We start from the raw sequence: 23,670 nt of genomic DNA, 5'->3' as shown, positions 1-23,670 counted from the left end.
TAAAACTTAGCGCTTAATAATTTATTTACAACCGTTAACAAATTTAAACATTTACAGATAGCGTGTTGTGTAACAATGCACACATACAAACTTATACTTCATATAATTGTTAGGTATATCCCCTATTAAACAATTATTTACAGCCTAATTTAGTGGTTTAAAGGAGCTAACATGCTTAAAAAATGCATTACCACAACGGCTTTAATTTTAGCTCTATGCGCTTGCACGTCAGAAACAGAGTCGGATTTAGTAAAAACAAAAGGTATTTGGGCAGGTTTTGAACTGGTTTCTGACGGTAACCGCACGCGTGTTAACGCAGAACTAAATGCAGGCGACGCTAATGGCTCTAACATTGTTTTAAGCGATAGCGACTCATTACAAGCTGTTGTTAATAGCACCGCTATTGTACTTACAAAAGATACCGACTTTTTAGACGTTGATTACCAAGCATATATAAATACCACTGACGACGACCAACAGTTTGATATAAAATTTAAACGGGACGATGGCATAAATGCTAATTCGAGCGTTGAGTTGCCTTTAAATTTTATTATTTTAACCCCAAGTAACGATCAAAATTTTGATATTAATAGTCCCCTTACAGTCCAGTTAGATGGCACTGATCCTAATAGTACTAGCCAAGTAGAACTGAGCAGTAGCTGTACTAACAATAATAATGAAACACTTTTACAATCAACACTTTTTGCGCTTAACACTTCTTACCTTGAAATAGATTTGCAAAGTTTAGATATGTTTAGCAGCTCGCAAGTAGATCAAAGTAAAACGTGTGATTTAACGATTAGTGTAAAACGCGATCGATTCGGTAGTATTTCGGGTGAATACGCAAACCAAAGTTATATTAAATCCCAGCAATCGCGCGCTATAAAAAATATGACATTAACGTTTTAATTTGCACGCTAATTTACTCAGCGTTAAGCTACACCTTTATTAAGTAACTCTACCAATTGTAATTGCCCTCCTTATTTATAGGGGAGTTAATAAAAATTGATATAAAGGTTTATTATGACTAACAGCACATACCCCATTGGCACACCTGGCAAAAAATGGAATAACAACGATAAAGCCCTGTGGTTAGCACGCCAAAACATTAAACGCAGTTACCAAAACGAAGTCGTAACGCTAATTAATGACCTTAAAAACACCTTGGATATAGAGCAATACGGCGAGCTTAATTACGCCGCTGGCACTTACCCATTATATATATTAAAAACGCCTAACTTTAATACTAATAAACCAACTGTTTTAATCACCGGTGGTGTGCATGGCTACGAGACCAGTGGCGTACATGGCGCACTTAGGTTTGCTAAAACATCGGCTATGCAACACTCAGAGCAGTTTAATATTATTGTTGCGCCCTGCATTAGCCCTTGGGGGTATGAAACAATAAACCGTTGGAACCCAGATGCTATTGATCCTAACCGCTCATTTTATGAGGGCAGCCCAGCTCAAGAGTCAGCAGCTATTATGGCGTTTGTAAAATCATTAGGTACTGACTTAATCGCTCATATTGATTTACACGAAACAACAAATAGCGATAACAGTGAATTTAGACCCGCACTCGCTGCGCGTGAAGGCACTACAAATACTAACTGGAACATACCTGACGGGTTTTATTTAGTTGCAGATACCAAAAAGCCTGAGCCGGAGTTTCAAAAGACCATTATAGAAAGCGTTGCAAAGGTGACCCATATTGCACCGAGCGATGAAAATAACCAACTAATCGGCGTACCTCAAGAGCAATTTGGTGTAATTAACTATGCAGCTCGAGAGCTAGGTTTATGTATGGGCTTTACTGATGCACCCTATGTAACCACTACCGAAGTGTACCCAGATAGCCCAACTGCCACCGATGAAGAATGTATTTTGGCACAAGTCGCGGTTATAACTAGCGCGCTAAATTACATTACAACCTCTACAAAAGATTAACCACTATTAAAGAGCGGGTACTCATTAAATTAAGTACCCGCCCAACCAAGAAACAATCTGATAACAAAAAACAACCCAAAAGAACTGGTTTTATTGAATTTAAAGGTATAAGGTTAGCCTTCCCTCAAATTCAAGGAGTATACATTGGGGTTTAAAAACAAATATGGACAGGTAAGCCTTTACACTGAAAATAACGTTGTTATCGCTCACTTTGCGGGATACATCACCTCAGGGCTTCTTCGTGCGTTTAAAATTGAACTATGCGAAAAAATAAAATCACTCAACAATCAGCCTTGGGCCTATATTAGTGATTCTTTTGATGTTTTAGCTGCAACGCCTGAGGCAGAAAAAGAGATGATAGATATTAGCCATTTAATGAAAGCAAATAACTGCCTGAGTAGTGCGTTTGTACTCACTTCAGCTATCGCTATAAATCAAATGAAACGCATTTTAGAGTGCGCAAAAAGAAACGTTAATTTTAGTTAGTGCCTATTTACAGATTTAGATAGCGCTAAACAGTTTATTTCTCACAACTTAAAAAGTAAGCAAGGCCAACTGATATAAAAATCGTTGATCTTGCTTTATCAATCTTAGTTTTTGTAAAACTGACTGTCTTTGGTTATCGTAATGCTGGCGTTTTCTTGCGCTGTTACAATAAATTGTAACTTACTCACTTTACGTTCAATATCGTAACCATCGGCTGTTACAGTAACGGGAACTCTTTTCATCGCACCCGGTTGTACAAGCGTAGATTTCGGACTTGAGAGCGTTGCCCCAGGCAACCCCTCTATGGCAATACTGTAATGCAGTGCTTGCTGCGTTTTATTAATAATAGTAAGTGTGTAAGGGTTTTCTACTAGGCCCTCGTAGTTCACTCTATAAAGCGCATTCCTATCGCGTAGCACAGAGGCTTCTATTGGTGTACGTTGCAGCATCCATGCAAACATCGAAATGATTAACAAAGCCGTTAATGCGCCATACCCTACTAGCTTTAACCTAAATGGATTAGTTTTTTTACCTTCCATTTGTTTCTCACTGGCGTATTTAATCAAGCCTTTCTCGTAACCAAATTTCTCCATGGTATCGTCGCAGGCATCAATACATAAGCCACAATTTATACATTCATATTGCAATCCATTTCGAATGTCTATTCCTGCAGGGCATACCTCTACACACAAGTTACAGTCTACACAGTCACCTAAGTTAAGCTCTTTGGGGTCAGCTTTGCGTTTACGTGGTCCTCGGCTTTCACCTCGCTCGTTATCATATGTAACAAGCAACGTATCTTTATCAAACATAACAGCTTGAAAACGAGAATAAGGGCAAGCAATTGTGCACATTTTTTCGCGTAAAAACCCTGCATTGCCATAAGTACAAAAAGCGAATAAAAACACCCAAAAGCTCGTAATACCTGACCATTCAAACGTAAGCATTTCCATATACAAACTTTTAGCCGGAATAAAATACGCCATAAACGAGGTGGCAGTTAAAATAGAAATAACAATCCACGCACTGTGCTTAGTTATTTTTTTTCGCCAAGTGCTTAGCGTCCACTGTGATTTATCTAATTTAATTCGCTGATTTCGAGTGCCTTCTATGCGTTGCTCTACCCACGAAAACATGAGCATCCATATTGTTTGCGGGCATGTATAACCACACCAAACCCGACCAAGCCAGTTAGTTACAAAAAATAATGCAAAAGCCCCCACCATAAATAGCAGGGCTAAAATCATAAAATCTTGAGGAAGGAGTGTTAAACCAAAAATAGTAAAGGTTTGCGTTGCCACATCAAGCAGCACAGCTTGTTGACCGTTATATTGAATCCACGGTATTGCAATAAAAGTTAGCATTAACAGCCAACCTAAATTACGGCGTATGCGCTGAAAAAATCCTTTTTGCTCGCGGATATAAATTGGCCCTTCGGTGTTATAGGGCTTAATGATCATGTCTTCTTCTTTTATATCAAACTTCATAGTACTTGCTTAATAATGACGGGTATTAAGCAAGTATTTGCAACTTTCAGACCAAGCTGAAACTTTAATTACTTCATTGATATTAAAGAAATTATTTTAAAAAACAAAAACCGAGCTCGCGATATAAAGCGAATATCGCGATATATCACGATTTTTTAGTGATTCCCAACTTTCGCATTTTTGAGCGTAGTGTACTCTCAGGTAAGCCCAACTTAACTGCCGCCCCTTTATCGCCCGATATTTGCCAGTGCGATAACGCAAGAACAGAAGTTATATGCTGTTTTTGCGCTTCATCAAGCGTAAGTGAAGGGTTAATAACTACTTCGCCACCCGCTTGCAAAGGCTGGCTTAGCTGAAGCACAGCCTGATTAGATAAAATAGCTTCGCGTTCCAGTACATTTTGCAGCTCTCTAATGTTGCCTGGCCAATCATAGGCTTGCAGTTGTGTAATTGCTTTTTTACTTAGCCCCTTTAAATGTTTACCCAATCGTTTATTTAGCTGCGCAATCAAATTAGTGCACAAATAAGGAATGTCTTCTTTTCGATCTTTAAGGGACGGGACTTTAATAGGAAATACATTGAGCCGATAATACAAATCAATTCTAAACGTGCCTTTTTGTACCATTTCCCACAGGTCGCGATTAGTCGCTGCAATTACTCTAATATTTACTTTTAGCGTATTGCTGCCACCTACACGTTCAAACTCTTGTTCTTGCAGGACTCTAAGTAGTTTACTTTGCGCCTCAAGTGGAAGCTCTGCTATTTCATCTAAAAACAAGGTGCCTTTATCAGCAAGTTCAAAACGCCCTTTACGGCGTTCATTGGCACCTGTAAATGCGCCTTTTTCATGGCCAAAAAGTTCCGATTCTAGCAAACTTGGGGTAAATGCGGCGCAATTTACTTTTATAAAGGCTTGTTCGCTACGCTTGCTTAGTCGATACAAATTACGGGCTACTAATTCTTTACCCGTGCCATTTTCGCCAAGTATAAGAACTGTGCTGTCGGTTTCACTTACCAATTTTATTTGATCTAACATGGTTTGAAATATATGACTTTGTCCAACTAGCCCTGAGTCTTGCCAATCTTCGTTAAGTTCTGCAATTAAGTAGTTGTTTTCATCTTTTAGCTGCTCACTTAAATGCTTTACTTGCTCAAGTGCCTCTTGCAGTGCATTTTGTGTTTGCTGTTGCAGTGATATATCGCGAAATACCGCTACAGCACCAATTAACTCATCATTTTGATAAACCGGTGTTGAGGTGTATTCCACTGCAAATGAGCTACCGTCTTTACGCCAAAAAACTTCATTTTTAACTTCACGACGTTTGCCGTCAAACATGGTGCAATATATTTGGCATTCATCAGCGGGATAAGGTGTGCCATCAGCATGAGTATGGTGATGATATTGGTGTATTTTTTTACCTAATAACTCGTCTGCTCGCCAACCTGTCATGCGCTCAGCGGCAGGATTAACAAACACCGCATTACCCGACAGGTCAAAACCGTATATGCCCTCACCTACTGCGTTTAGTAATAATTTAGGATCGTTTAAAAATTGTTTTATCATAAATGCGCCTCGCGAAATATCGCGAGCATTATGACAATTTTACACACTAAGTGCACTCATTACTTAAAATGCACTCACGTGCCCATTAAAACGCTATAAATAGTGCTGAAATAGCGTTTTCACATCTATTTTTGCACCTAGCCTTGCGGCTATTAAATAAAGCCCTGCAAGTTTTCGGTGAATAAATAGGGCATCAACGGGCGGTGTGTGCCATTGCTGAGATTGCGAACTAAGGGCAAGCCCTGCATTTTTAATTTTGAGCGCCAGTTCGCTGTTTTTAAAATCAAATTCCCCTTCTGCTCTTAGTGGCTCGCACGCCATTAAGAATAAATCAATGACGTTGTTTTTATACTCATCAACTAAGTCATTTTTAAAATAACCAATATGTGAAGCCGCTTTAAGTACACCTTCTCTGTTGTTTTCACTACCCGCTTTAAATAAAGCTAAATACGCTAAGCTAAGCTCTGTTGATATTTCTCGCGTTGCGCCAAAATCAAATAAAACAATTTTTTGTGTATCAAGCTGATAATGAAAGTTGGCAAAGTTAGGGTCGGTTTGAATTAATTTAAATTCAAACATTTCTTTAAAAAACAAATCGATTAGTTGTGCTGCAACAAAGCTTTTTTGACTATCAGGTAGCTCTGTAATGCTCTCAATGGGCTCTGCTTTTATATATTCCATGGTAAGTACTTGTTGTGTGCTGTGCTCTGGATATACGTTGGGTACTTTAAAATGGGGATTAGTTGCTAATGCATTTTTATAACGTATTAAGTACTGAGCCTCCCGCTTATAATCAGCCTCGGCTAATAACTGTGCTTTAGCCTCACTAATAAGTGGTTTAATATTAAGATCTTTTGGCAATAATCGAGAAATCGTTAATAAAGAAATAACGTTATCTACATCACTTACTACACTTTTTTCAATACTAGGGTATTGAATTTTAACAGCAAGCTGATCGCCATTTTCTTTATAAGCTAAATGAACTTGCCCTATAGAAGCCGCTGCAAAAGGTCTTAATTCAATATGAGAAAAACGCGCTAGCCACTCATCCCCCCATTGCTCTTTTAACACTTCAACAAGCTGCTTATGAGGCATTGGATTCGCATCTGAGCGTAGTAAAGCAAGTAACTGAGCCAATTCAGGACTAAGTAAATCACCGGTATCCATTGAAAGTAATTGCCCGAGCTTCATTGCAGCGCCACGTAAATGAGATAGCTGTATAGCTAGTTTTTCAATGTTTTTAGGTTGTAGCAGTAAGCTTTTATTGTCCCAACCTTTACCTGTTAGCGCGCTCTTAGCGCCATCAACTAACATGTTGGAAGCAACACCTGTGGCAAGTGAGCCTAATTTTGCAAAGCGAGAAAGCCTAGAAGTGGGAACAGTACGAGGAGCCGCCATAATATTAAAACCTAATTAGCCTGAAAGTCAGGCTAATTGATACGTATATTATAAGTAGGTAGATCTACTTATAGACGAGGTACTAGCTTAATTGCACCTTCAACCACTTTCATATCAAGTGGAAGCTTACTAAGTAGCATCATTTTAGGGTCATCCATATTTAGAGTATAAACAGGGTTAACCGCTAAAAAAGCATTAATAACATCCATTGCTTGGCTATCAAGCGCACCTAAATTACCTTTAAAACCACCGGCATCTACACTCGAATCAAGTAATTTAATATTACGTAAAAACACTGCTTTTTTCTCACTGTCGTAAAATGGGCTACCTTCAATTTGCAGCTTTAAACGCACAGGGTATTTAAGTGCGAATGCATTAATTTCAGCGCTCGAATCGGCACCAAGCACAACAACATCGCGGCTATCAGGTCCAATATTTACACTTAAATCGTTTACATCAAACTGAACCGGTAAACCCATTAAGCTTACTTTTTCACTTAACTTTGGTAATTGCTTACCCAGTACAGACTCAACCTCAGAGTTAGTAAATGAATATACTGATATGCCTTGCGTGGTATTACAGGCTGTTAAAAATAACGCTGCAATAATAACTAAAATTCTCATGAGAACCCTTTTGTTTATAAATTAGTGGTACATAAAAAAGCCGCTATTAAAGCGGCTTATTAAAATAGTAACCAGCATATATTACGCTGGTTTTATTAAGCTGCAAGTGTCGCTTTAAGTCGCGTTAGTGTGTCAGGTTCAACTGAACCAGCACTGAGCGCTAATAACTGTTTTAAATAATAGTTTAAATCAGCATGTTCGCCACGATGTTTGTCATCTAACATGGCTACTTGTTCTGCCATTCTAAGTGACTTATCAGTTGAACTTACGTTCGCTAGTATTTCCATGCGCGTAATAAGTTGATCTGTATTTAATGCTGTTTTAAGCGGTGCTTGGTACTGACTTGGTAACGCTTCATTGTTTTCAAGTGCTGTAATTAACGCATCTCGATTAGCTTGCTCTGATTTGCTTGTAAGCAATGCAAGTTTATCGTCAATAGCTGCTAGCAACTTACTAACCTTTGGCGCTAACGATCTAAATTGCGTGTACCCTTTCACTTTTGTTTCTAGGTCGTGCAACTGTGCTCTTTGATTTACGTCACTAAGTGCTGCTTCAAGCTCAGCGAGTTCTGCAACTGCTTGCTTATCTGACTCGTTTTGCTCAAGTTTTTGCTGCTCAAATTCACTACTACGTTTAGTAAATGTTTCATCGTTAAATTGACGAAATTTTTGCCATAACGCATTTTCAGCTTTTAAACCTGCAAAACCAATTGTTTGCCATTGCTGCTGCATTTGCTTCAACTCTTGGCATGCAGCGGCTAAATCATCGCTTTGTGATAATTGCTGCGCTTTTTCTACTAACTCATTTTTAAGTGCAGCATTACTTTTATGAAATGCGTTTAATAAAGCCAGTACTTGTTGTTGCTCGCTTTTATAACGATCGTTTAGTGTACGGTATGTTTTAGGGTCAACTTTACCCACACTGCGCCACGCTTTGTTTAAACGGTTGTATTGGCTTTCATATTGCTTCCAATCAAAGTCATCCTTAGCCGTAGGTTGAAAATGAAGCGCGTGCATGTCGCTAATAATACTCTCGCGTTGTGCTTTTGAGGCCTCGCGTTGTACTTCTTGCTCTGCAAAGTAACTACGACAAGGTGCAAATAACAGCTCGATTTTTTCATCAAACTGTACGCCTTGTTGCTTTTCTTCATCTGTATCTAAACGACCTAACTCATTCCAACGCTTGCGTAGCACTTTTACTTGCTCTGCGCGTTGTTGTGGGTCAGTACACTCTTCACTTACTAATGCACTTACTTCTTCTAATAAAGCTTTACGCTTTGGTGCTGCTGCGTATTTTTGCCAATCTTTTGCATCTGCAAGTTGCGCTTCAAGTTCCGCTTTTATATTTACAAGCGGCTGTTGATATTGCTCAGTGAGTGTATTAAATAACTCTTCAAACCCTTTAAACACGCCAAAGGCAACATTAAAACGGCCTTCCTCAATCAGGCGTTTAACATCACGAGCTTTGCGTTTTGCTTGGCTTTGGTTTTTTTCAAGTGGCTTAACTAGCTCACTCATTGGTGCTAAAAATTGCTTTTTATGCGCATTTAACTGCGTTTTAAAGGTACTTTGCAATGCACCATCTAAAATATTTAAATGACTACGCGCTGCTTTAAAACCATTATTAAATTCAGTTAGAATTGCATCGTATTGTGCTAAATCTTCTGCTGGCTTAATTTCGCATAATGCTGCAAAAGCGAGTTTGTACTCTTTAATAGCAATTGTTAGCTCAGGTAACTTAGCAACTTGAGTAAATAGTTTTTCTAACTTGCTTACAGCCAGTTTAGATTGTGCATTATTAGCTAATTCTGTTTCGCTAATAGCTTGCTTAGCTTGCGCTACTTTTGCATCAAGCCAATCTTGTTGAATTTGCTCTGGTGTTTCAAGGCCTAGCTGTAAGGCGTTTTCAATTTCTTCAGTTAAAGCTTCAAGCGTTGCAAGTGCTAGCAATTGACGCTGCTGTAGCGCTAATTTCTGCTGCTCTTTATCATGTACCGCTTTTAGCTGTTCAATGTGTGCATCTAACTTAGTTGTGATTGAAATATATTTTTCGTCAAGAAGCTTAACGCGTTCATCACTCAGCCATTTTAGCTCAAGTGCTTGCCACTGGACCATTAATTCGCCGGCTTGTGGATTTACAACACCAAAATCTGTTTTTTCGCGTAAGGCATTTAACTTAGCTAAAATAACACGTGTTGCACTTTCAACCTGCAGTGGCATTTCAATTGCTAAACGCTCATTTTCAATATGCGCTTCCATTGCTGCTTTTGCATTGCCCTTTGCATGCTTTAATAATGGCTTAATTAATTGATGCGTAATAACAAGTTCAACTAATTGAGCTTGTAGCTCTTCGCTACCTTCTTTAAATGCTTTTTCTACTAGTTTTGGATTTGCTAAACGTTTCAACAACTTAACGCGTACTTGCAGTTCTTTCTCTGCAAATGCTAACTTTTCGAGTGTTTTAACGGGTGCAAAACGCTCTATGTATTCACTTTTAATTTGCGGTGTTAGTGCACTTTCGCTATTTAAAACAGCATTAGATATTTGTAGTTCTGCAATATCTTTTAATGCTTGATCTTGTTTATACGCTTTCCACCAAAGTGGTAAATCGTTTACTTTTTGCAACGCTTTACGGCGTATTTCAGCTGAGCTATCTTCAAGTGCTAACGTGTTTAATATGGTTGCATCACGTTCAATATCTAATTTTTCGATAGCATCAAGACGTACTTGTTGCTTAGGGTGTTTCCATTTCGGTGTAAAAAGGTGCTTAAAGATCATGTTCACTAAACCTAGCTATTTCGTTGTCTGATTTAAATTCTTTTTGTAGTTGAGCTTTTGTCTTTTGGATCATTTCACCATTAGCACCAATCGTAAATTGCTCGTTTGATTGAGCCACTTTTGCTTGATACAACATAACCAACTGCACTGTTTGTTGCTTTTGCTCGTCTGATAAAACAGTTCCGTCTGGCCATTTGCCAGTAGACGCACCGTATTGCAAGCGTTCGAATAATTCGGGAGTAATATTTTGTACAAGATTGTCGATATTCATGTCATTTTTTCTTTTTTAGAGTCACTAAAACAATACGGTTAATAAGATACCAAATACACCCTACGCCAATTGCCGCAGTATAAGCATACCACTGAAGCGTTTTTTCTTGCGGTTGTAAAAAGTACAAACAGAAAAAACCACCTAAAAATAAGATAAGCGCTAAAAAGGAGTGATTTATAAACATCTGCTTTTTTTTAATTCGCTGTTCGCGCTGAAGTTGTAAAACTTGCTCGTCGTTTAGCTCTGCAATATTGCTTTCGCAATGCGGACATTGCTTATGTTTATCTGAAATTGATTTTGCACATTTTGGGCAACGAATGATCGCCATACTTCTCTCCATACTACGCATAAAAAAAGCGCCTTTCGGCGCCTTTATTGTACTTGTTTTATTTCTCGTTGTCTTTTTTGAATTCAAACCAATAACTGATTTAGAGACGATAATCTAACAAGTTACTCATTAAGTTTAGTTACTCAGTGTCTTTTGACTGTTTCCCTAAACGTTTTTCCCAGAAAGTGGCATTTTTAATACCTAGTTTGACAGGGTCAAATGTGATTTTTCCACCTTTTTTCTTCTGATCTTCGTAATCGCTCAAACATAGTAAAGCAGGCTTAGCTACAAAGAAAATAGCTAAGATACCCAATATGTTAATCCAGGCCATTAAACCAACGCCAATATCTCCAATAGTCCAGATATAACCTGAATTATTAACCATACCGTATGCAACCATAAACATAATCACGAACTTCACGAGGACAAGTGGGATATTGCCTTTAAAATAACGATTTAAGTAAGCAATATTAGTTTCTGCAATAAAGTAATAAGCGAGTATTGTGGTAAAGGCAAAGAAGAATAATGCAATACCGACAAATGCTTGTCCAAAGCTGCCAAATACACTAAATAAAGCCATTTGAGTAAAGGCTGCTGAACCGACCTCAGTCGCTGCATCAACATTTTGTACAATGAACTGCCCTGCTGGTAACTCACCCACAACATTGTATTGCTGCGTTATTAAAATCATGAGTGCTGTTGCAGTACATACAAAAATGGTATCAACATAAACAGAGAAAGCTTGCACTAAACCCTGTTGAGCAGGGTGATCAACCTCTGCTGCTGCTGCTGCATGAGGCCCACTACCTTGCCCTGCTTCATTAGAATATATACCACGCTTAACGCCCCAACCAATAGCAGCACCAAAACCGGCCTGCGCAGTAAATGCATCACTAATAATTAAATAGAATATATCGCCTACTTTATCTAAATTTAAAAATACCACGATTAATGCCAGTACTATGTAACCAAGCGCCATAAATGGCACTACTATTTGCGTAAAGTTCGCAATACGTTTTATACCGCCAAAAATAATAAACGCTAAAACAATAAGGATTATTGCCAAAGCGACTAACTTAAAGCTACCTACATCACCAAAACTAGTCGAGACCATATTGCCATCGCCAAATACTTGGGTAAACGCATTACCTACCGCATTCGCTTGTACACCAGGCAGAAAAACACCACATGCAATAATTGCCGAAACAGCAAATAAAACAGCCAACCATTTTTGTCCTAAACAACGGTCAAAATAATAGGCTGGGCCACCACGATATTGCCCGTCTTCTTCTGTTTTATAAATTTGGCCTAAAGTAGATTCTGCGTAAGCAGTACTTGCACCTAGAAAAGCAACAACCCACATCCAAAAAATAGCACCTGGCCCACCAAAACCGATAGCTGCTGCCACACCTGCGATATTACCAACGCCTACGCGTCCAGACAACGATACTGCAAGGGCTTGAAAAGATGAAATACCTTTATCAGACGTGTTAGGACTAAATAATAACTTACACATTTCTTTAAAATGTCTAACTTGAGCAAATCTAGTTAGTACTGAATAAAACAAGCCTGCGCCTAGGCATAAATAGATGAGTGCATTACTCCAAACAACATCATTAACAGCGCTTACAAAAGCTTCCATGGATATCCTCTATAGTTATATTTATTATTTTTTAATTACGAGACTCTGTTTTAGCTACTACGCTACATAAGCTTTACGAAATAAGATTTCACCTCTTCCGCCCCGACTCATTATTTAATTAATATTAACTTAAGTACCCCAAGGTTGTTAACACTTAATTTTCAAAATATCTAATTACACATCTGTTGCAAGGCACTATATCTGTAGTATTTAATTGAAAGTAGATTGATTTGTACCGATACGGTGATGATACGCAGCGAAGAAGCGTTGAAAACGTTTTAAGAATAAAGCTGCTATATGATTATTATTTTTTTATACAAAGGGTTTTATTAAAAGCAAAAAGGGTATCAAAACTATTGATACCCTTTTAGATAAGCGTTTTATCTTAAATCATCAACAACATTAACAATAGCCGCTAATGTATCTTGACCAAATTGATAAGAACGACGGTCTGACCAGCCATAGTCTGGATCAGGTAAATCGTTGTTGTCTTTAAATGGCATTTCAATTGTGTACGTTAATGCTTTGAATTCTTCAGCAGTAGCTGATGAACCTACCGTAAGGTTAGCTTGACCTGGCTCATCTTTTGGATAGCCATGCTCATCTTGAAACTCTGGAGTAATAGTCAAAAGCGCAGCTTTAAAGCTATCTTCAAGGCCTTTAAGACGAGCATCGTAACTTGGAATACCTTCACTGCCTGCCACAAAGTTATAAGGTATAGCTTCATCACCGTGTATGTCTAAGTGCATATCTAAGCCAGCTTCGCGCATTTTATTAAGCACTAAGTAAACCTCAGGGCTATTTTCCATACTTGGTGTTTGCCATTCACGGTTTAAGTTAACGCCTTTAGCATTAGTACGAAGATGTCCGCGTGCGCTGCCATCTGGATTCATATTTGGCACAACGTAAAACACTGCTTTTGATAGAAGCGCAGCTGCATGTGGATCCTCGTCATCAAGAAGTTTGTGCAGTAGACCTTCAACATACCACTCTGCCATTGTTTCACCTGGATGTTGACGTGCTGTGATCCAGATGTTTTTCTTATCTTCACTTGGCTCACCAATTTTAAGCACACTCATATCGCGGCCATCGAGTGTTTCACCAAGCGTTATTAATTGGCAAGCACCTTGGCTTTGTGCCCAAGACAATAAATCTAAATGGCGGTCGTAACTGTATGGTGCAAAGTAAGCAAAATAAACACTGCCGCACTCTGGTTCAATTTCAAAGCTTAATGTGCCATTTTCATAGCTTGATGGTACGCGAAACCATGTTTGACGGTCATATGATGCAACAGCTTGATACCCTTCCCAACCATCTGGGTAAGCTGATTTATCAAGCTCATTAATATTTAACTTATGCAATTGGTAAGGTGTTGTTTCAAGACGAAAGTGAAACCACTGATAAAATTCAGACTGGTGATCTTTATTAATTTCTAATTGAATATTTAAAGGATCGGTGGCTTCAATAACTTTGATATTACCACTGTCGAAATTGCTGCTGATTTTCATGGAAAAACCTTTAGGTTGAATAAGTTTATCTGTTTATTAATTCACAGAACTGACATTATTTTGTAAATAGTAAAATGAATGTGCATTTTCTTAATTAAAGCCTATCACAAGGCATACGCTTTAAAAATAATACACGACCAAAAAAGCCAGCAACATGCTGGCTTTTAAGTCACTGCAAATAAATTAGCGAGGTAAACTTGGGAATGACACTTCGGCCATATCGCGCATACAACGAACTACTTGGCAGCTGTAACCAAACTCATTGTCGTACCATACATATAAAACGATACGGTTATCTTCAACAATCGTTGCTTGTGAATCAACAACACCTGCGTAACGGCTACCTACTAAATCGGTAGATACAATTTCCGTTGATGCGGTGTAATCAATTTGGTCACGTAAGTCTGAATGAAGTGCAGTATCGCGTAAAAATGCGTTTAGCTCTTCAACTGATGTGCTTGTTGCTAAGTTAAGATTTAAAATAGCTAGCGACACATTAGGTGTAGGTACGCGGATTGCGTTACCTGTTAATTTGCCTTCAAGCTCTGGTAATGCTTTTGAAACCGCTTTTGCAGCCCCTGTTTCAGTAATTACCATGTTAAGTGCTGCGGCACGGCCACGGCGCTCTGCTTTGTGGTAGTTATCAATAAGGTTTTGATCGTTCGTGTACGAGTGTACAGTTTCAACATGACCATTATTAATACCAAACTTATCGTTTAGTGCTTTAAGCGTTGGTGTAATTGCATTAGTTGTACAGCTTGCTGCACAAACGATTTTATCTTCAGGTAAAATATCTTTGTTATTAACACCATATACGATGTTTTTGATATTACCTTTTGCAGGAGCTGTTAATAATACTTTTGCAGCGCCCTTACACTCTAGATGCTGGCCAAGGCCCGCTTCGTCTTTCCAAATACCGGTGTTATCAACAATTAATGCATCGTCGATACCGTATTGAGTGTAATCAATTTCGCTAGGAGAGTTAGCGTAAATAACTTGAATGTAGCTACCGTTAGCTTTAATTGCATTACGCTCTTTATCAATAGTGATTGAACCATTGAAAGGACCGTGAATTGAATCACGACGCAGTAAGCTTGCGCGCTTTTCAAGATCCCCATCTTTACCGCCACGCACAACAATAGCGCGCAAACGTAAATCTGCATATGGACCTGATTTTTCAATTAATAAACGCGCTAGTAAACGACCAATACGACCAAAACCATACAATACAACATCGCGTGGTTCTTTCGCTGGTAAGTCAGCTATTTCTGCAAGTTCATCTTTTACAAATTCTTCTACTGAGCGGCCTTTAGCTGCTTCTGTGAACAAATAGCTATATGCAAGTTTACCAATATCAATACGCGCAGAGTTTAATTCCATTTTGCTGATAGCTTCTAAAAATGGAAAGCTTTCGCGCAAACGTAATTTAGTGCCTTCAAACTGAGCAACGGTTTTATGAGATTTGATAATATCAATAGTACTGGCATTTACGAGAGGACGGCCATATACAGCGATTTCGATACCACGATTACGGTAAAGTTTACCAATGATTGGTTGCATGCTTTCTGCGTAATCTTGGCGCTCTTGCCAACTATTTGTGTATTCTAACTCGTGAGATGAGGTCATTTTATTTACCTAAGTTTATCATTTTGAACGGATAGCCTTTAAAAATGCACTATATTTTGAGAGTAATGCACCTCAGGCAGGGCTATTCTAATTTAATCTGAAGTTATTCTCTACTGTTAGGCGTTAAATGATTGCGTTAGAATAGCAAGGTGGATATTCATTTGGGGTTAAGGGATGCTTAAAAAAGCAAGTGTACTATTGGGTTTGCTAACGTTGACAGGGTGTGAAGAACCGTTGACACTCGCACAAGTGTGCAAAGAAACACCTGGCTTTTGTAGCGACTTAAACAAAGACAGCCACTGCAAGGATGAGCGTTCTGATGTGATTATCAAACGTTACATAGAATACAAAGACCCTACTGATGAAAATAAATACCAATTACTCAAGGACTTTGAATCCTATAACCAATGTATAACTGTGGCCGCTAAAATTGAACATATTAAGTTAAAAGCTAAAAAAACGTCACGTATTGACGGTCAATTAACGAGCATTAAAGAAATGACTCGCTTATATCAAGATACCCAAAATACAAACCATCCAGGTTTGCTCTACTACCAATGGTCACGAAATAATAACCAAAGTGCACTGACTAAATTATTAGCGATAGAAAATGACAAAAGTGTAACGCAAAGTGCCGAAATGCAATTTTTTCTAGCATCGTACTATATTAAATTTGATGATGAAAAAACCATCGATTTGCTTTATAAAACTTTAGAACTCAATAAAAAAGGCAACGTACCGAATCCTGAAGTGTATACATCACTTATTAGTCTTTTTTATAAACATGATAAATTTAAACATGCATATATATTTTCTAAAGTAGCGCAAATGTCGGGGATTGAAAATATTGACGTGTTTGAAATTGAGCAGCAATTAATAACGAATGGTAAAAGCTTAGACAGCCTAGATGTACTTGCAGAGCAAACATTTCAGCAAATAATGGCAGGTGATTTTGTATCTCCTCGAGAGTTTTAAAAAAGTTTTCTAACGGTACAACTAAATAACTCCGCTAGAGCGGAGTTATTTTAGACAATAAAAAAGGCAGCTTACGCTGCCTCTTTTTATTTTGCTTTGCTTGTGCCCACTTCTACGCGGGTTTTAAGCTTTTGACCTGGTCGAAAAGTCACCACGCGACGTGCCGAAATAGGAATATCTTCGCCTGTTTTCGGATTGCGGCCTGGTCTTTCTTTTTTGTCTCGAAGATCAAAGTTACCAAATCCAGAGAGCTTAACCTGCTCGCCTTTTTCTAGCGCTGAGCGGATTTCTTCAAAAAACGCTTCAACTAAATCTTTGGCATCTTTTTTATTGATCCCGAGCTTTTCAAATAGGTGTTCAGCTATGTCGGCTTTAGTAAGCGCCATATCTAGTCCCTCAACGATGCATTAAACTGTTCGGCCAATTCGGCCACCACGTTATCAACTACTAGATTGATATCTTTCTCTTCGAGTGTTCTATCAACCGCTTGCAGTGTTAGAGCAATCGCCAAACTCTTATAATTTGGCTCAATACCTTTGCCCTTATACACATCGAATAAGTTTAGGTCAACCAATTGATTTCCGCCAACTTTTTCGATCACGCTTAAAATGTCGCCAGATTTAACGCTGTCTGCCACTAAAATCGCGATGTCGCGGCGATTTGAAGGGAATTTAGACACCCCTTCTGCTTGCGGTAAATTTCTTTTTTCTATTGCTGACATTTCAATTTCAAAAACAAAAGTTGCGTTGTTGATATCTAACGACTTTTGAGCTTGAGGATGTAAAGCACCAAAAAAACCAACCTTTTTGCCATCAACATATATTACAGCTGATTGACCAGGATGAAGTCCATCTGACTGCTCGGCTTTAATTTCAAAGCGAGTAACGTCATTAGTAATTGCAAGTAAGGCTTCAACATCACCTTTTAAATCGTAAAAATCAACGTTACGTTTTTCTTCAACCCAATGTTCACCATTTACAAGACCCGTGATAACGCCACCAATAACCGGTACTTGGTAAACACCATTTTCTGCACTTTCGTCGCTTATAAATTTAAGACCATGTTCGAATAAACGAATACGAGGCTGTTGGCGATTTTGGTTATACGCTACAGACGCTAATAAACCCGGCATTAAACTTACACGCATCGCTGACATTTCAATTGAAATAGGGTGCGGTAATACCATTGCTTCACACTCTGGGTGTAAAATAGCTTGTGCTTTAGGGTCTACAAAGCTGTATGTAATTGCTTCTTGATAACCACGAGTCACTAACGTATTGCGGAACTTGCTAAGCGCAATAGTTGCTTCGTTATGCGTCGTCATTTTAAGTTTTGCAGTTGGTGCAACATTAGGAATGCTGTTGTAACCGTAAACACGTGCTACTTCTTCAATTAAATCTTCTTCGATGCGAATATCAAAACGGTAGCTTGGTACGTCCGCACTCCAGCTTTCATTTTCTACTTTAACATCAAGACCTAAACGCGTAAGAATATCTGTTACTTTAGCATCTTCAATATGATGACCAATAACACGGTCTAAACGAGCTCGACGAAGACGTACTTCAGTCACTTTTGGTAGTTTGTCAGCCGCTACAGCTTCAACAACTGGGCCTGCTTGACCGCCTACGATTTCAAGAAGTAGCGCTGTTGCACGTTCCATTGCATCATGTTGCAGAGCAAAATCAACACCGCGTTCATAACGGTGTGAAGCATCAGTGTGTAAACCGTAGCTACGTGCTTGCCCTGCAATTGCTACAGGATTAAAAAATGCGCTTTCAAGTAATATATCAGATGTTTTATCTGTAACACCTGATTGCTCACCACCAAAAATACCCGCTATTGCAAGTGCTTTGTTATGATCGGCTATCACAAGTGTAGTGTTGTTTAATTTAGCGGTGTTACCGTCTAATAAAACAAGTTCTTCATCTGCGTTTGCACTACGTACTTTAATACCACCTTCAATCGCATTTAAATCAAACGCGTGCATTGGGTGACCAAGCTCAAGTAATACATAGTTTGTAACATCAACTACTGGGTCGATTGAACGTACGCCACTGCGGCGTAGCTTTTCAACCATCCAAAGCGGTGTTTCTGCATCAAGGTTAATGCCTTTGATCACACGACCAAGGTAACGAGGACATGCATCTTCGTTCACTAATTCAATCGATATTTTATCGTCAATTGTTGGGGTAACCGCTGGAATATCTAATACATTTACGTCAATACTGTTTAAAACGCCTACTTCACGAGCAAGGCCTTTAATGCCTAAACAGTCACCACGGTTTGGTGTTAAATCAACATCTATAATATTATCATCAAGACCTAGGTAGTCACGTAAATCAGTGCCTACTGGTGCATCGCTTGGCAATTCCATAATGCCGTCGCCTTCTTCGCTAATACCTAGCTCAACAAAAGCACATAGCATTCCGTTTGAAGGTTGACCGCGTAGTTTGGCTTTTTTAATTTTAAAGTCACCAGGAAGTACAGCGCCCACAGTCGCAACAGCAACTTTAATACCTAAACGACAATTTGGTGCTCCACACACGATATCAAGTAGCTCATCGCCACCGACGTTAATTTTGGTAACACGCAGTTTATCTGCATCAGGGTGCTGCTCACATTCAACAACTTCACCAACAACTACGCCATTAAATTTGGCAGCAGCAGGCTCAACACCATCAACTTCTAGACCAGCCATTGAAAGCTGTTCCGAAAGAGCTTGCGTATCAATAGCAGGATTAACCCACTCTCTTAACCACTTTTCACTAAATTTCATTTTATTGTTTCACTCTTAACGGAACTGGTTCAGGAATTTTAAGTCATTTTCGAAAAATGCACGTAAATCGTTTACGCCATAGCGCAACATGGTTAAACGCTCTACACCCATGCCAAAGGCAAAGCCGGTGTATTTTTCTGGGTCGATACCCACAGACTTAAGTACATTTGGATGTACCATGCCACAGCCTAGTACTTCTAACCACTTGCCGTCTTTACCCATAACATCTACTTCAGCTGATGGTTCTGTAAATGGGAAGAATGAAGGACGGAAACGAATTTCCATATCTTCTTCAAAAAAGTTACGTAAAAAATCATGCAAAATACCTTTTAGCTCAGTAAAGCTAACATCAGTATCAACCATTAAACCTTCAACCTGATGGAACATAGGTGTATGTGTTTGGTCGTAATCGTTACGGTATACACGTCCAGGTGAAATAATACGCAGTGGTGGCTGCTCAGTTTCCATAGTACGAATTTGCACGCCACTTGTTTGTGTGCGTAGTACTAATTTAGGATTGAAATAAAAGGTATCGTGATCTGCACGTGCTGGGTGGTGCTCTGGAATATTTAGCGCATCAAAGTTATGAAAATCGTCTTCGATTTCTGGACCAGATTTAACTTCAAAACCTAACTCACCGAAAAAGCTTTCTATGCGCTCAATAGTGCGCGTAACTGGGTGTAAACCGCCAGTAGGCATAACACGCCCTGGTAGAGTTACATCTATAGTTTCAGCAGCTAGTTTTTCTTCAAGTGCTTTACTTGCTAGCAATTCACGCTTTTCGTTGATAGCAGCTTGTACATCTTGTTTAGCTTGGTTTATAACTTGGCCTGCTTCTTTACGTTCTTCAGGTGCTATTTTACCTAACGTTTTAAGTAAGCTAGTGATTTCGCCTTTTTTACCAAGGTAATTAACCCTGATATCTTCTAACTGCGCTATTTCACTGGCACTGGCTACCGCCTCAAGTGCTTGCGCTAATATGTTTTCTAAGTTCATTCGATACCTGATCTTTCACAGAAGGTGATTGCTTAAGAGCGTGTTGGCCTTTCAAGATTGCTTTACAACAGTGTGGTTGGTTATTAAATAAGGTTAAGCATTGGGCTGTAGTTTCCTACATAAATCATGCAATAACGCTAAATAAAGACCAAACACATGCAGTTTGAAGTGTTTATCTCGGAGGCTACTCTCTTTGTTGTTCGGGTTTCGCATATAAATACTATGCTAAAGTCCTCACGACGTGATTAAAGCACTCTTAAGTTAAACAAATTCCAATCAGGAAAGGTAAACACGCTCTGATAATAGCTTATGATAACTGAAAGAAGGGTCTAGATTCTAGACCTACTACAGCTTTAACGTTGATTTTATAAAAGGAATAGTTAATTTTCGCTGTGCTGCCATAGATGCATGATCTAATTTGTCGAGTACATCTAATAAAGCACGCATATCACGGCTTAAACGGGTTAGTAAAAAGCGTGCACACTCATCACTTAATTCAAGACCGCGCATATGAGCGCGCTTAACAAGTGCTTGTGCTTTATCGTCATCACTCATAGAACGAATTTGAAAGGTTGTCCCCCACGTTAAACGAGACTCTAAGTCAGGCAGCGAGATATTGAGCATGCTAGGAAGTAAATCGGCAGTTACTACTAACATTTTTCCGGGTTCGTTAAACCGGTTAAAAAAGTTAAATAGTGCTTTTTCCCATGCATCATTCCCTGCAACTAAATGCACGTCATCAATACATAGAACATCAAGCGCTTCTAAACCGTCTAATACCATAGGTCCAAAGTCAACTACTTCGCGCATAGACAGCAGCATATTAGATAGGCCACGCTCTTGTGCTTTAATACAGGTTGCATACAAAAGGTGAGACTTACCCGAATCACCTAACCCACATAAATAAGTATACTGAAACTTTTTAGCTAACTTCGAAAAGCTATCTTTTAAATGGTTAACCTCTAACGAATCTTCCCCACCAAAGTACGATGCAAATGTTTCGTCATCCGGCAAGGTAACCGGTAATGCCATTTGCATCGGCTCAGAAGTTAGCATTATGGCGTTATCCATTGATACTCTAAGCTATTTTTATCAACAACATGATAAAAAGCGCGTGGATCCTCATAATCTTTAAATGAGGAGTCTAGCCCTAACCCTTTTTTAAGATCGCTTAGGTTACCAGTGTGGTTTAGTTTAAATTCTACAAATTCTGGTGTTTTACGAACAATTTTAACTTGCGTAACAACGCTTAAATTCAATAATCTTTGCTTTGCTAATTCAATATCAACAAAACTTTGCGTGCCTTTTAATGTTAGCGTGGCCGCGGCTTGTTCATAATAAGCATTTGGATCAATAGCGTACTCGCTTGCAAGGCCTCGAGCTAAGGAATCAATCATTTGGCTCACTATTTGCTGCTTATCGCCCGTTAATCTATTTGAATCAAATTGATCATCATTAGTAAAACGCCAATCTAAAATCCAATTTTCGCTATCTGCTTCTTTATACATTCTTGCTGTAATACTTCGCTCAGCACTGTAGCGCCTAGAGGCCTCTTCTACTGGCTCTGAAAAGTTACCCCATACCTCAGGAATACCTACTAAACGTCTATCTTGTAAGTCAAGTAATGGCACAACGACAGGTAGACCACGGCGTCCTGCTTTGTCATAAATTAACTGCTCTAATTGCGGGTAACTTTCTTGTGTTACTAATTCTCTGCGCCAATTGTCCTCAATACCTAACCATATTGCGACTAACGGGCGTTGCACTCCCCATAAAGGTAAGTTTAACTCTTTGATTAACGCATTGATCTTTCGAGCTTCAAATTTAACAACGAGTTTCAATTGTCCATTTGCTCTCTCGTCATATTCAAACTTAAGCATATAATCAGAAATATCTTTAGTGCGTTGCTGTGCTAATTTATTTTGATCCGCAGTTTCATCACCGCTTACTTTCACTAAAACATTGAGCAAAGCTTTACGACTCGCAGCTAATCGAGTGTCTCGTGTTTTGTCATCCACTTTTAAAATATCTTGATATAGATCAGTTACTTCAACTGCCGACGCAGAAAAACAAAATAAAATGGATATGGCGCTAATTAATAATCTATACACAGGCTGTTAGTTCTTGGTTTTAAACTGATTTGATCCTAAATCAAAGACAGTAACAAAGCAAAATTAAATTTGTTATCTAAGGAAATGAAAGTAATTAGCTTTTATAGAAAGTAAAAAAGATTAAATATGAATAAGATAGTTGAGTGAGTTGTACGCTATTCACCTACATTTAACTTTACTACACTTTTAAAACGCGAACCTTTCGGGTTTAGTTAGATCATGAAGGTATTCAATGTAAGTAGTTGATGATGTTATGGTTTAGTTTTTTCGTTATTCGCTCGCATTTAACCTTTCTTCTGACGTAAAAAAAGCCCGACTCTTTCGATTAGGACTTTCTACAATGTGAAGTCGGTGCGCTACGCAGTAGGATGTCGGAGTGCCCACAGCGGTGGAGAGTCACGTAGCAAAGGCTGCTGTATTGGCCGACTGAGTTATTGAGGGATTTTGTTGTGATTCTAGCGTCGGGAGTCGCTGCGCTCGCTCGCCCTACGTGATGGATGTTGATGTGAGTGTCTATTAATTACACTTTTCTGCAGACGTAAAAAAGCCCGAATCGTTAGATTCGGGCTTTCTACAATTTGAGGTCGGTGCGCTACGCAGTAGGATGTCGTAGTGCCCAGAGCGGTAAAGTGTCACATAATATATGTACACTATTATTGGATCGGGAGTCGCTACGCCCGACCTACGTGCTAGGTGTTGCTGTGAGTGGATGTTAATTACGCATATTCTACTTTTCTGCAGACGTAAAAAAGCCCGACTATTTCTAGTCGGGCTTTCTACAATTTGAAGCCTGGTAATGTCCTACTTTCACATAGCAAATGCTACACTATCATCGGCGCTGTTTCGTTTCACTACTGAGTTCGGCATGGAGTCAGGTGGGTCCAAAACGCTATTGTCACCAAGCAAATTTGGGCGTTAATCCGTATCGCTACGCACTAACTGAATTTGGAAAATATCTGATAATATTTTTTAAGTCTTTCTTTAAGTAATATCTACTTTAGTCATATTAACTTCTGTCTAAACTGTCGCATAAAACGCGTTTGGCGTTGTATGGTTAAGCCTCACGGGTAATTAGTACAAGTTAGCTTAATGGCTCACACCACTTCCACATCTTGCCTATCAACGTTGTAGTCTTCAACGGCCCTTCAGAGACTT

The 23,670-nt window shown here is 39.0% G+C and carries 19 protein-coding genes and 2 rRNA genes; 4 read left to right on the top strand and 17 right to left on the bottom strand.

What is annotated here, in order from left to right:
- Positions 1-171 precede the first annotated feature (171 nt).
- The 3 genes from BW142_RS02695 (at position 172) to BW142_RS02685 (ending at position 2,433) form a co-directional block, all read left to right on the top strand.
- Complete coding sequence (locus BW142_RS02695) at positions 172-909, top strand: hypothetical protein (RefSeq protein WP_076923796.1); 738 nt, start codon at positions 172-174, stop codon at positions 907-909.
- Positions 910-1,023: 114 nt separating this feature from the next.
- Positions 1,024-1,947: a M14 family metallocarboxypeptidase gene (locus BW142_RS02690; protein ID WP_076923795.1), complete on the top strand. Its 924-nt coding sequence runs from the start codon at positions 1,024-1,026 to the stop codon at positions 1,945-1,947.
- Between the two features lie 144 nt (positions 1,948-2,091).
- Positions 2,092-2,433, top strand: a complete 342-nt coding sequence (locus tag BW142_RS02685) for a hypothetical protein (RefSeq protein ID WP_253188791.1) — start codon at positions 2,092-2,094, stop codon at positions 2,431-2,433.
- 104 nt (positions 2,434-2,537) lie between these two features.
- Here the strand turns inward: BW142_RS02685 and ccoG are convergent, their stop codons facing one another.
- From ccoG to BW142_RS02635, 10 genes are all read right to left on the bottom strand, one after another.
- Positions 2,538-3,920: a cytochrome c oxidase accessory protein CcoG gene (gene ccoG / locus BW142_RS02680; RefSeq protein WP_076923794.1), complete on the bottom strand. Its 1,383-nt coding sequence runs from the start codon at positions 3,918-3,920 to the stop codon at positions 2,538-2,540.
- Between the two features lie 145 nt (positions 3,921-4,065).
- Entirely contained in the window at positions 4,066-5,484 is a 1,419-nt protein-coding gene (locus tag BW142_RS02675) for a sigma 54-interacting transcriptional regulator (RefSeq protein WP_076923793.1), read from the bottom strand.
- Positions 5,485-5,577: 93 nt separating this feature from the next.
- Entirely contained in the window at positions 5,578-6,882 is a 1,305-nt protein-coding gene (locus BW142_RS02670; RefSeq protein WP_076923792.1) for an AarF/ABC1/UbiB kinase family protein, read from the bottom strand.
- A 68-nt stretch (positions 6,883-6,950) separates the two neighbouring features.
- Positions 6,951-7,505 carry a DUF1439 domain-containing protein gene (locus BW142_RS02665; protein WP_076923791.1) on the bottom strand — a complete coding sequence of 185 codons (555 nt, stop codon included), beginning with the start codon at positions 7,503-7,505 and terminating at the stop codon, positions 6,951-6,953.
- A gap of 95 nt (positions 7,506-7,600) precedes the next feature.
- Positions 7,601-10,282, bottom strand: a complete 2,682-nt coding sequence (locus BW142_RS02660; RefSeq protein WP_076923790.1) for a DUF349 domain-containing protein — start codon at positions 10,280-10,282, stop codon at positions 7,601-7,603.
- A complete protein-coding gene (locus BW142_RS02655; RefSeq protein WP_007378333.1) occupies positions 10,272-10,553 on the bottom strand; it encodes a DUF1315 family protein in 282 nt (93 codons plus the stop codon). Before BW142_RS02655 ends, BW142_RS02660 begins: the two co-directional genes overlap by 11 nt.
- Position 10,554: 1 nt before the next feature.
- Positions 10,555-10,881: a hypothetical protein gene (locus tag BW142_RS02650; RefSeq protein WP_007580349.1), complete on the bottom strand. Its 327-nt coding sequence runs from the start codon at positions 10,879-10,881 to the stop codon at positions 10,555-10,557.
- A gap of 139 nt (positions 10,882-11,020) precedes the next feature.
- Complete coding sequence (locus BW142_RS02645; protein ID WP_024600457.1) at positions 11,021-12,523, bottom strand: alanine/glycine:cation symporter family protein; 1,503 nt, start codon at positions 12,521-12,523, stop codon at positions 11,021-11,023.
- Between the two features lie 380 nt (positions 12,524-12,903).
- Positions 12,904-14,031, bottom strand: a complete 1,128-nt coding sequence (locus tag BW142_RS02640) for a M14-type cytosolic carboxypeptidase (RefSeq protein WP_024600456.1) — start codon at positions 14,029-14,031, stop codon at positions 12,904-12,906.
- Positions 14,032-14,214: 183 nt separating this feature from the next.
- Positions 14,215-15,657 (bottom strand): glyceraldehyde-3-phosphate dehydrogenase, encoded by a 1,443-nt coding sequence (locus BW142_RS02635; protein WP_024600455.1) that lies wholly within the window; start codon positions 15,655-15,657, stop codon positions 14,215-14,217.
- Positions 15,658-15,831: 174 nt separating this feature from the next.
- Between BW142_RS02635 and BW142_RS02630 the strand changes: the two genes are divergently transcribed.
- On the top strand, positions 15,832-16,632 hold the full coding sequence (locus tag BW142_RS02630) for a DUF2989 domain-containing protein (RefSeq protein ID WP_024600454.1): 801 nt from the start codon (positions 15,832-15,834) through the stop codon (positions 16,630-16,632).
- Positions 16,633-16,718: 86 nt separating this feature from the next.
- On the opposite strand, the gene ihfA is transcribed toward BW142_RS02630, so the two are convergent.
- From ihfA to BW142_RS02595, 7 genes are all read right to left on the bottom strand, one after another.
- Positions 16,719-17,018, bottom strand: coding sequence for an integration host factor subunit alpha (gene ihfA / locus BW142_RS02625; RefSeq protein WP_002960690.1), 300 nt, complete (start codon positions 17,016-17,018; stop codon positions 16,719-16,721).
- Between the two features lie 2 nt (positions 17,019-17,020).
- Complete coding sequence (gene pheT, locus BW142_RS02620; RefSeq protein WP_076923789.1) at positions 17,021-19,408, bottom strand: phenylalanine--tRNA ligase subunit beta; 2,388 nt, start codon at positions 19,406-19,408, stop codon at positions 17,021-17,023.
- Between the two features lie 15 nt (positions 19,409-19,423).
- On the bottom strand, positions 19,424-20,404 hold the full coding sequence (pheS, locus tag BW142_RS02615) for a phenylalanine--tRNA ligase subunit alpha (RefSeq protein WP_002960692.1): 981 nt from the start codon (positions 20,402-20,404) through the stop codon (positions 19,424-19,426).
- A 345-nt stretch (positions 20,405-20,749) separates the two neighbouring features.
- Entirely contained in the window at positions 20,750-21,460 is a 711-nt protein-coding gene (gene hda, locus BW142_RS02610) for a DnaA regulatory inactivator Hda (protein WP_024600452.1), read from the bottom strand.
- Positions 21,460-22,515 (bottom strand): DUF2066 domain-containing protein, encoded by a 1,056-nt coding sequence (locus BW142_RS02605; RefSeq protein WP_076923788.1) that lies wholly within the window; start codon positions 22,513-22,515, stop codon positions 21,460-21,462. The genes hda and BW142_RS02605 overlap by 1 nt, the downstream gene beginning before the upstream one ends.
- 788 nt (positions 22,516-23,303) lie before the next feature.
- A 5S ribosomal RNA gene (gene rrf / locus BW142_RS02600) occupies positions 23,304-23,418 on the bottom strand.
- A 147-nt stretch (positions 23,419-23,565) separates the two neighbouring features.
- Positions 23,566-23,670, bottom strand: a 23S ribosomal RNA gene (locus BW142_RS02595); the annotation flags it as partial.

Source organism: Pseudoalteromonas sp. EB27 (genome assembly GCF_001974875.1).
GTDB lineage: Bacteria > Pseudomonadota > Gammaproteobacteria > Enterobacterales > Alteromonadaceae > Pseudoalteromonas.
Note: the sequence above shows the minus strand (reverse complement) of the source record. Positions and strands in the feature narration are given on the sequence as shown.

Bases quoted from the DNA above. Each gene is read 5' to 3' on its own strand.
- BW142_RS02695 (WP_076923796.1), top strand. From the start codon at position 172: ATGCTTAAAAAATGCATTACCACAACGGCTTTAATTTTAGCTCTATGC.
- BW142_RS02690 (WP_076923795.1), top strand. From the start codon at position 1,024: ATGACTAACAGCACATACCCCATTGGCACACCTGGCAAAAAATGGAAT.
- ccoG (WP_076923794.1), bottom strand. From the start codon at position 3,920: ATGAAGTTTGATATAAAAGAAGAAGACATGATCATTAAGCCCTATAAC.
- BW142_RS02675 (WP_076923793.1), bottom strand. From the start codon at position 5,484: ATGATAAAACAATTTTTAAACGATCCTAAATTATTACTAAACGCAGTA.
- BW142_RS02670 (WP_076923792.1), bottom strand. From the start codon at position 6,882: ATGGCGGCTCCTCGTACTGTTCCCACTTCTAGGCTTTCTCGCTTTGCA.
- BW142_RS02665 (WP_076923791.1), bottom strand. From the start codon at position 7,505: ATGAGAATTTTAGTTATTATTGCAGCGTTATTTTTAACAGCCTGTAAT.
- BW142_RS02660 (WP_076923790.1), bottom strand. From the start codon at position 10,282: ATGATCTTTAAGCACCTTTTTACACCGAAATGGAAACACCCTAAGCAA.
- BW142_RS02655 (WP_007378333.1), bottom strand. From the start codon at position 10,553: ATGAATATCGACAATCTTGTACAAAATATTACTCCCGAATTATTCGAA.
- BW142_RS02650 (WP_007580349.1), bottom strand. From the start codon at position 10,881: ATGGCGATCATTCGTTGCCCAAAATGTGCAAAATCAATTTCAGATAAA.
- BW142_RS02645 (WP_024600457.1), bottom strand. From the start codon at position 12,523: ATGGAAGCTTTTGTAAGCGCTGTTAATGATGTTGTTTGGAGTAATGCA.
- BW142_RS02640 (WP_024600456.1), bottom strand. From the start codon at position 14,031: ATGAAAATCAGCAGCAATTTCGACAGTGGTAATATCAAAGTTATTGAA.
- BW142_RS02635 (WP_024600455.1), bottom strand. From the start codon at position 15,657: ATGACCTCATCTCACGAGTTAGAATACACAAATAGTTGGCAAGAGCGC.
- BW142_RS02630 (WP_024600454.1), top strand. From the start codon at position 15,832: ATGCTTAAAAAAGCAAGTGTACTATTGGGTTTGCTAACGTTGACAGGG.
- ihfA (WP_002960690.1), bottom strand. From the start codon at position 17,018: ATGGCGCTTACTAAAGCCGACATAGCTGAACACCTATTTGAAAAGCTC.
- pheT (WP_076923789.1), bottom strand. From the start codon at position 19,408: ATGAAATTTAGTGAAAAGTGGTTAAGAGAGTGGGTTAATCCTGCTATT.
- pheS (WP_002960692.1), bottom strand. From the start codon at position 20,404: ATGAACTTAGAAAACATATTAGCGCAAGCACTTGAGGCGGTAGCCAGT.
- hda (WP_024600452.1), bottom strand. From the start codon at position 21,460: ATGCTAACTTCTGAGCCGATGCAAATGGCATTACCGGTTACCTTGCCG.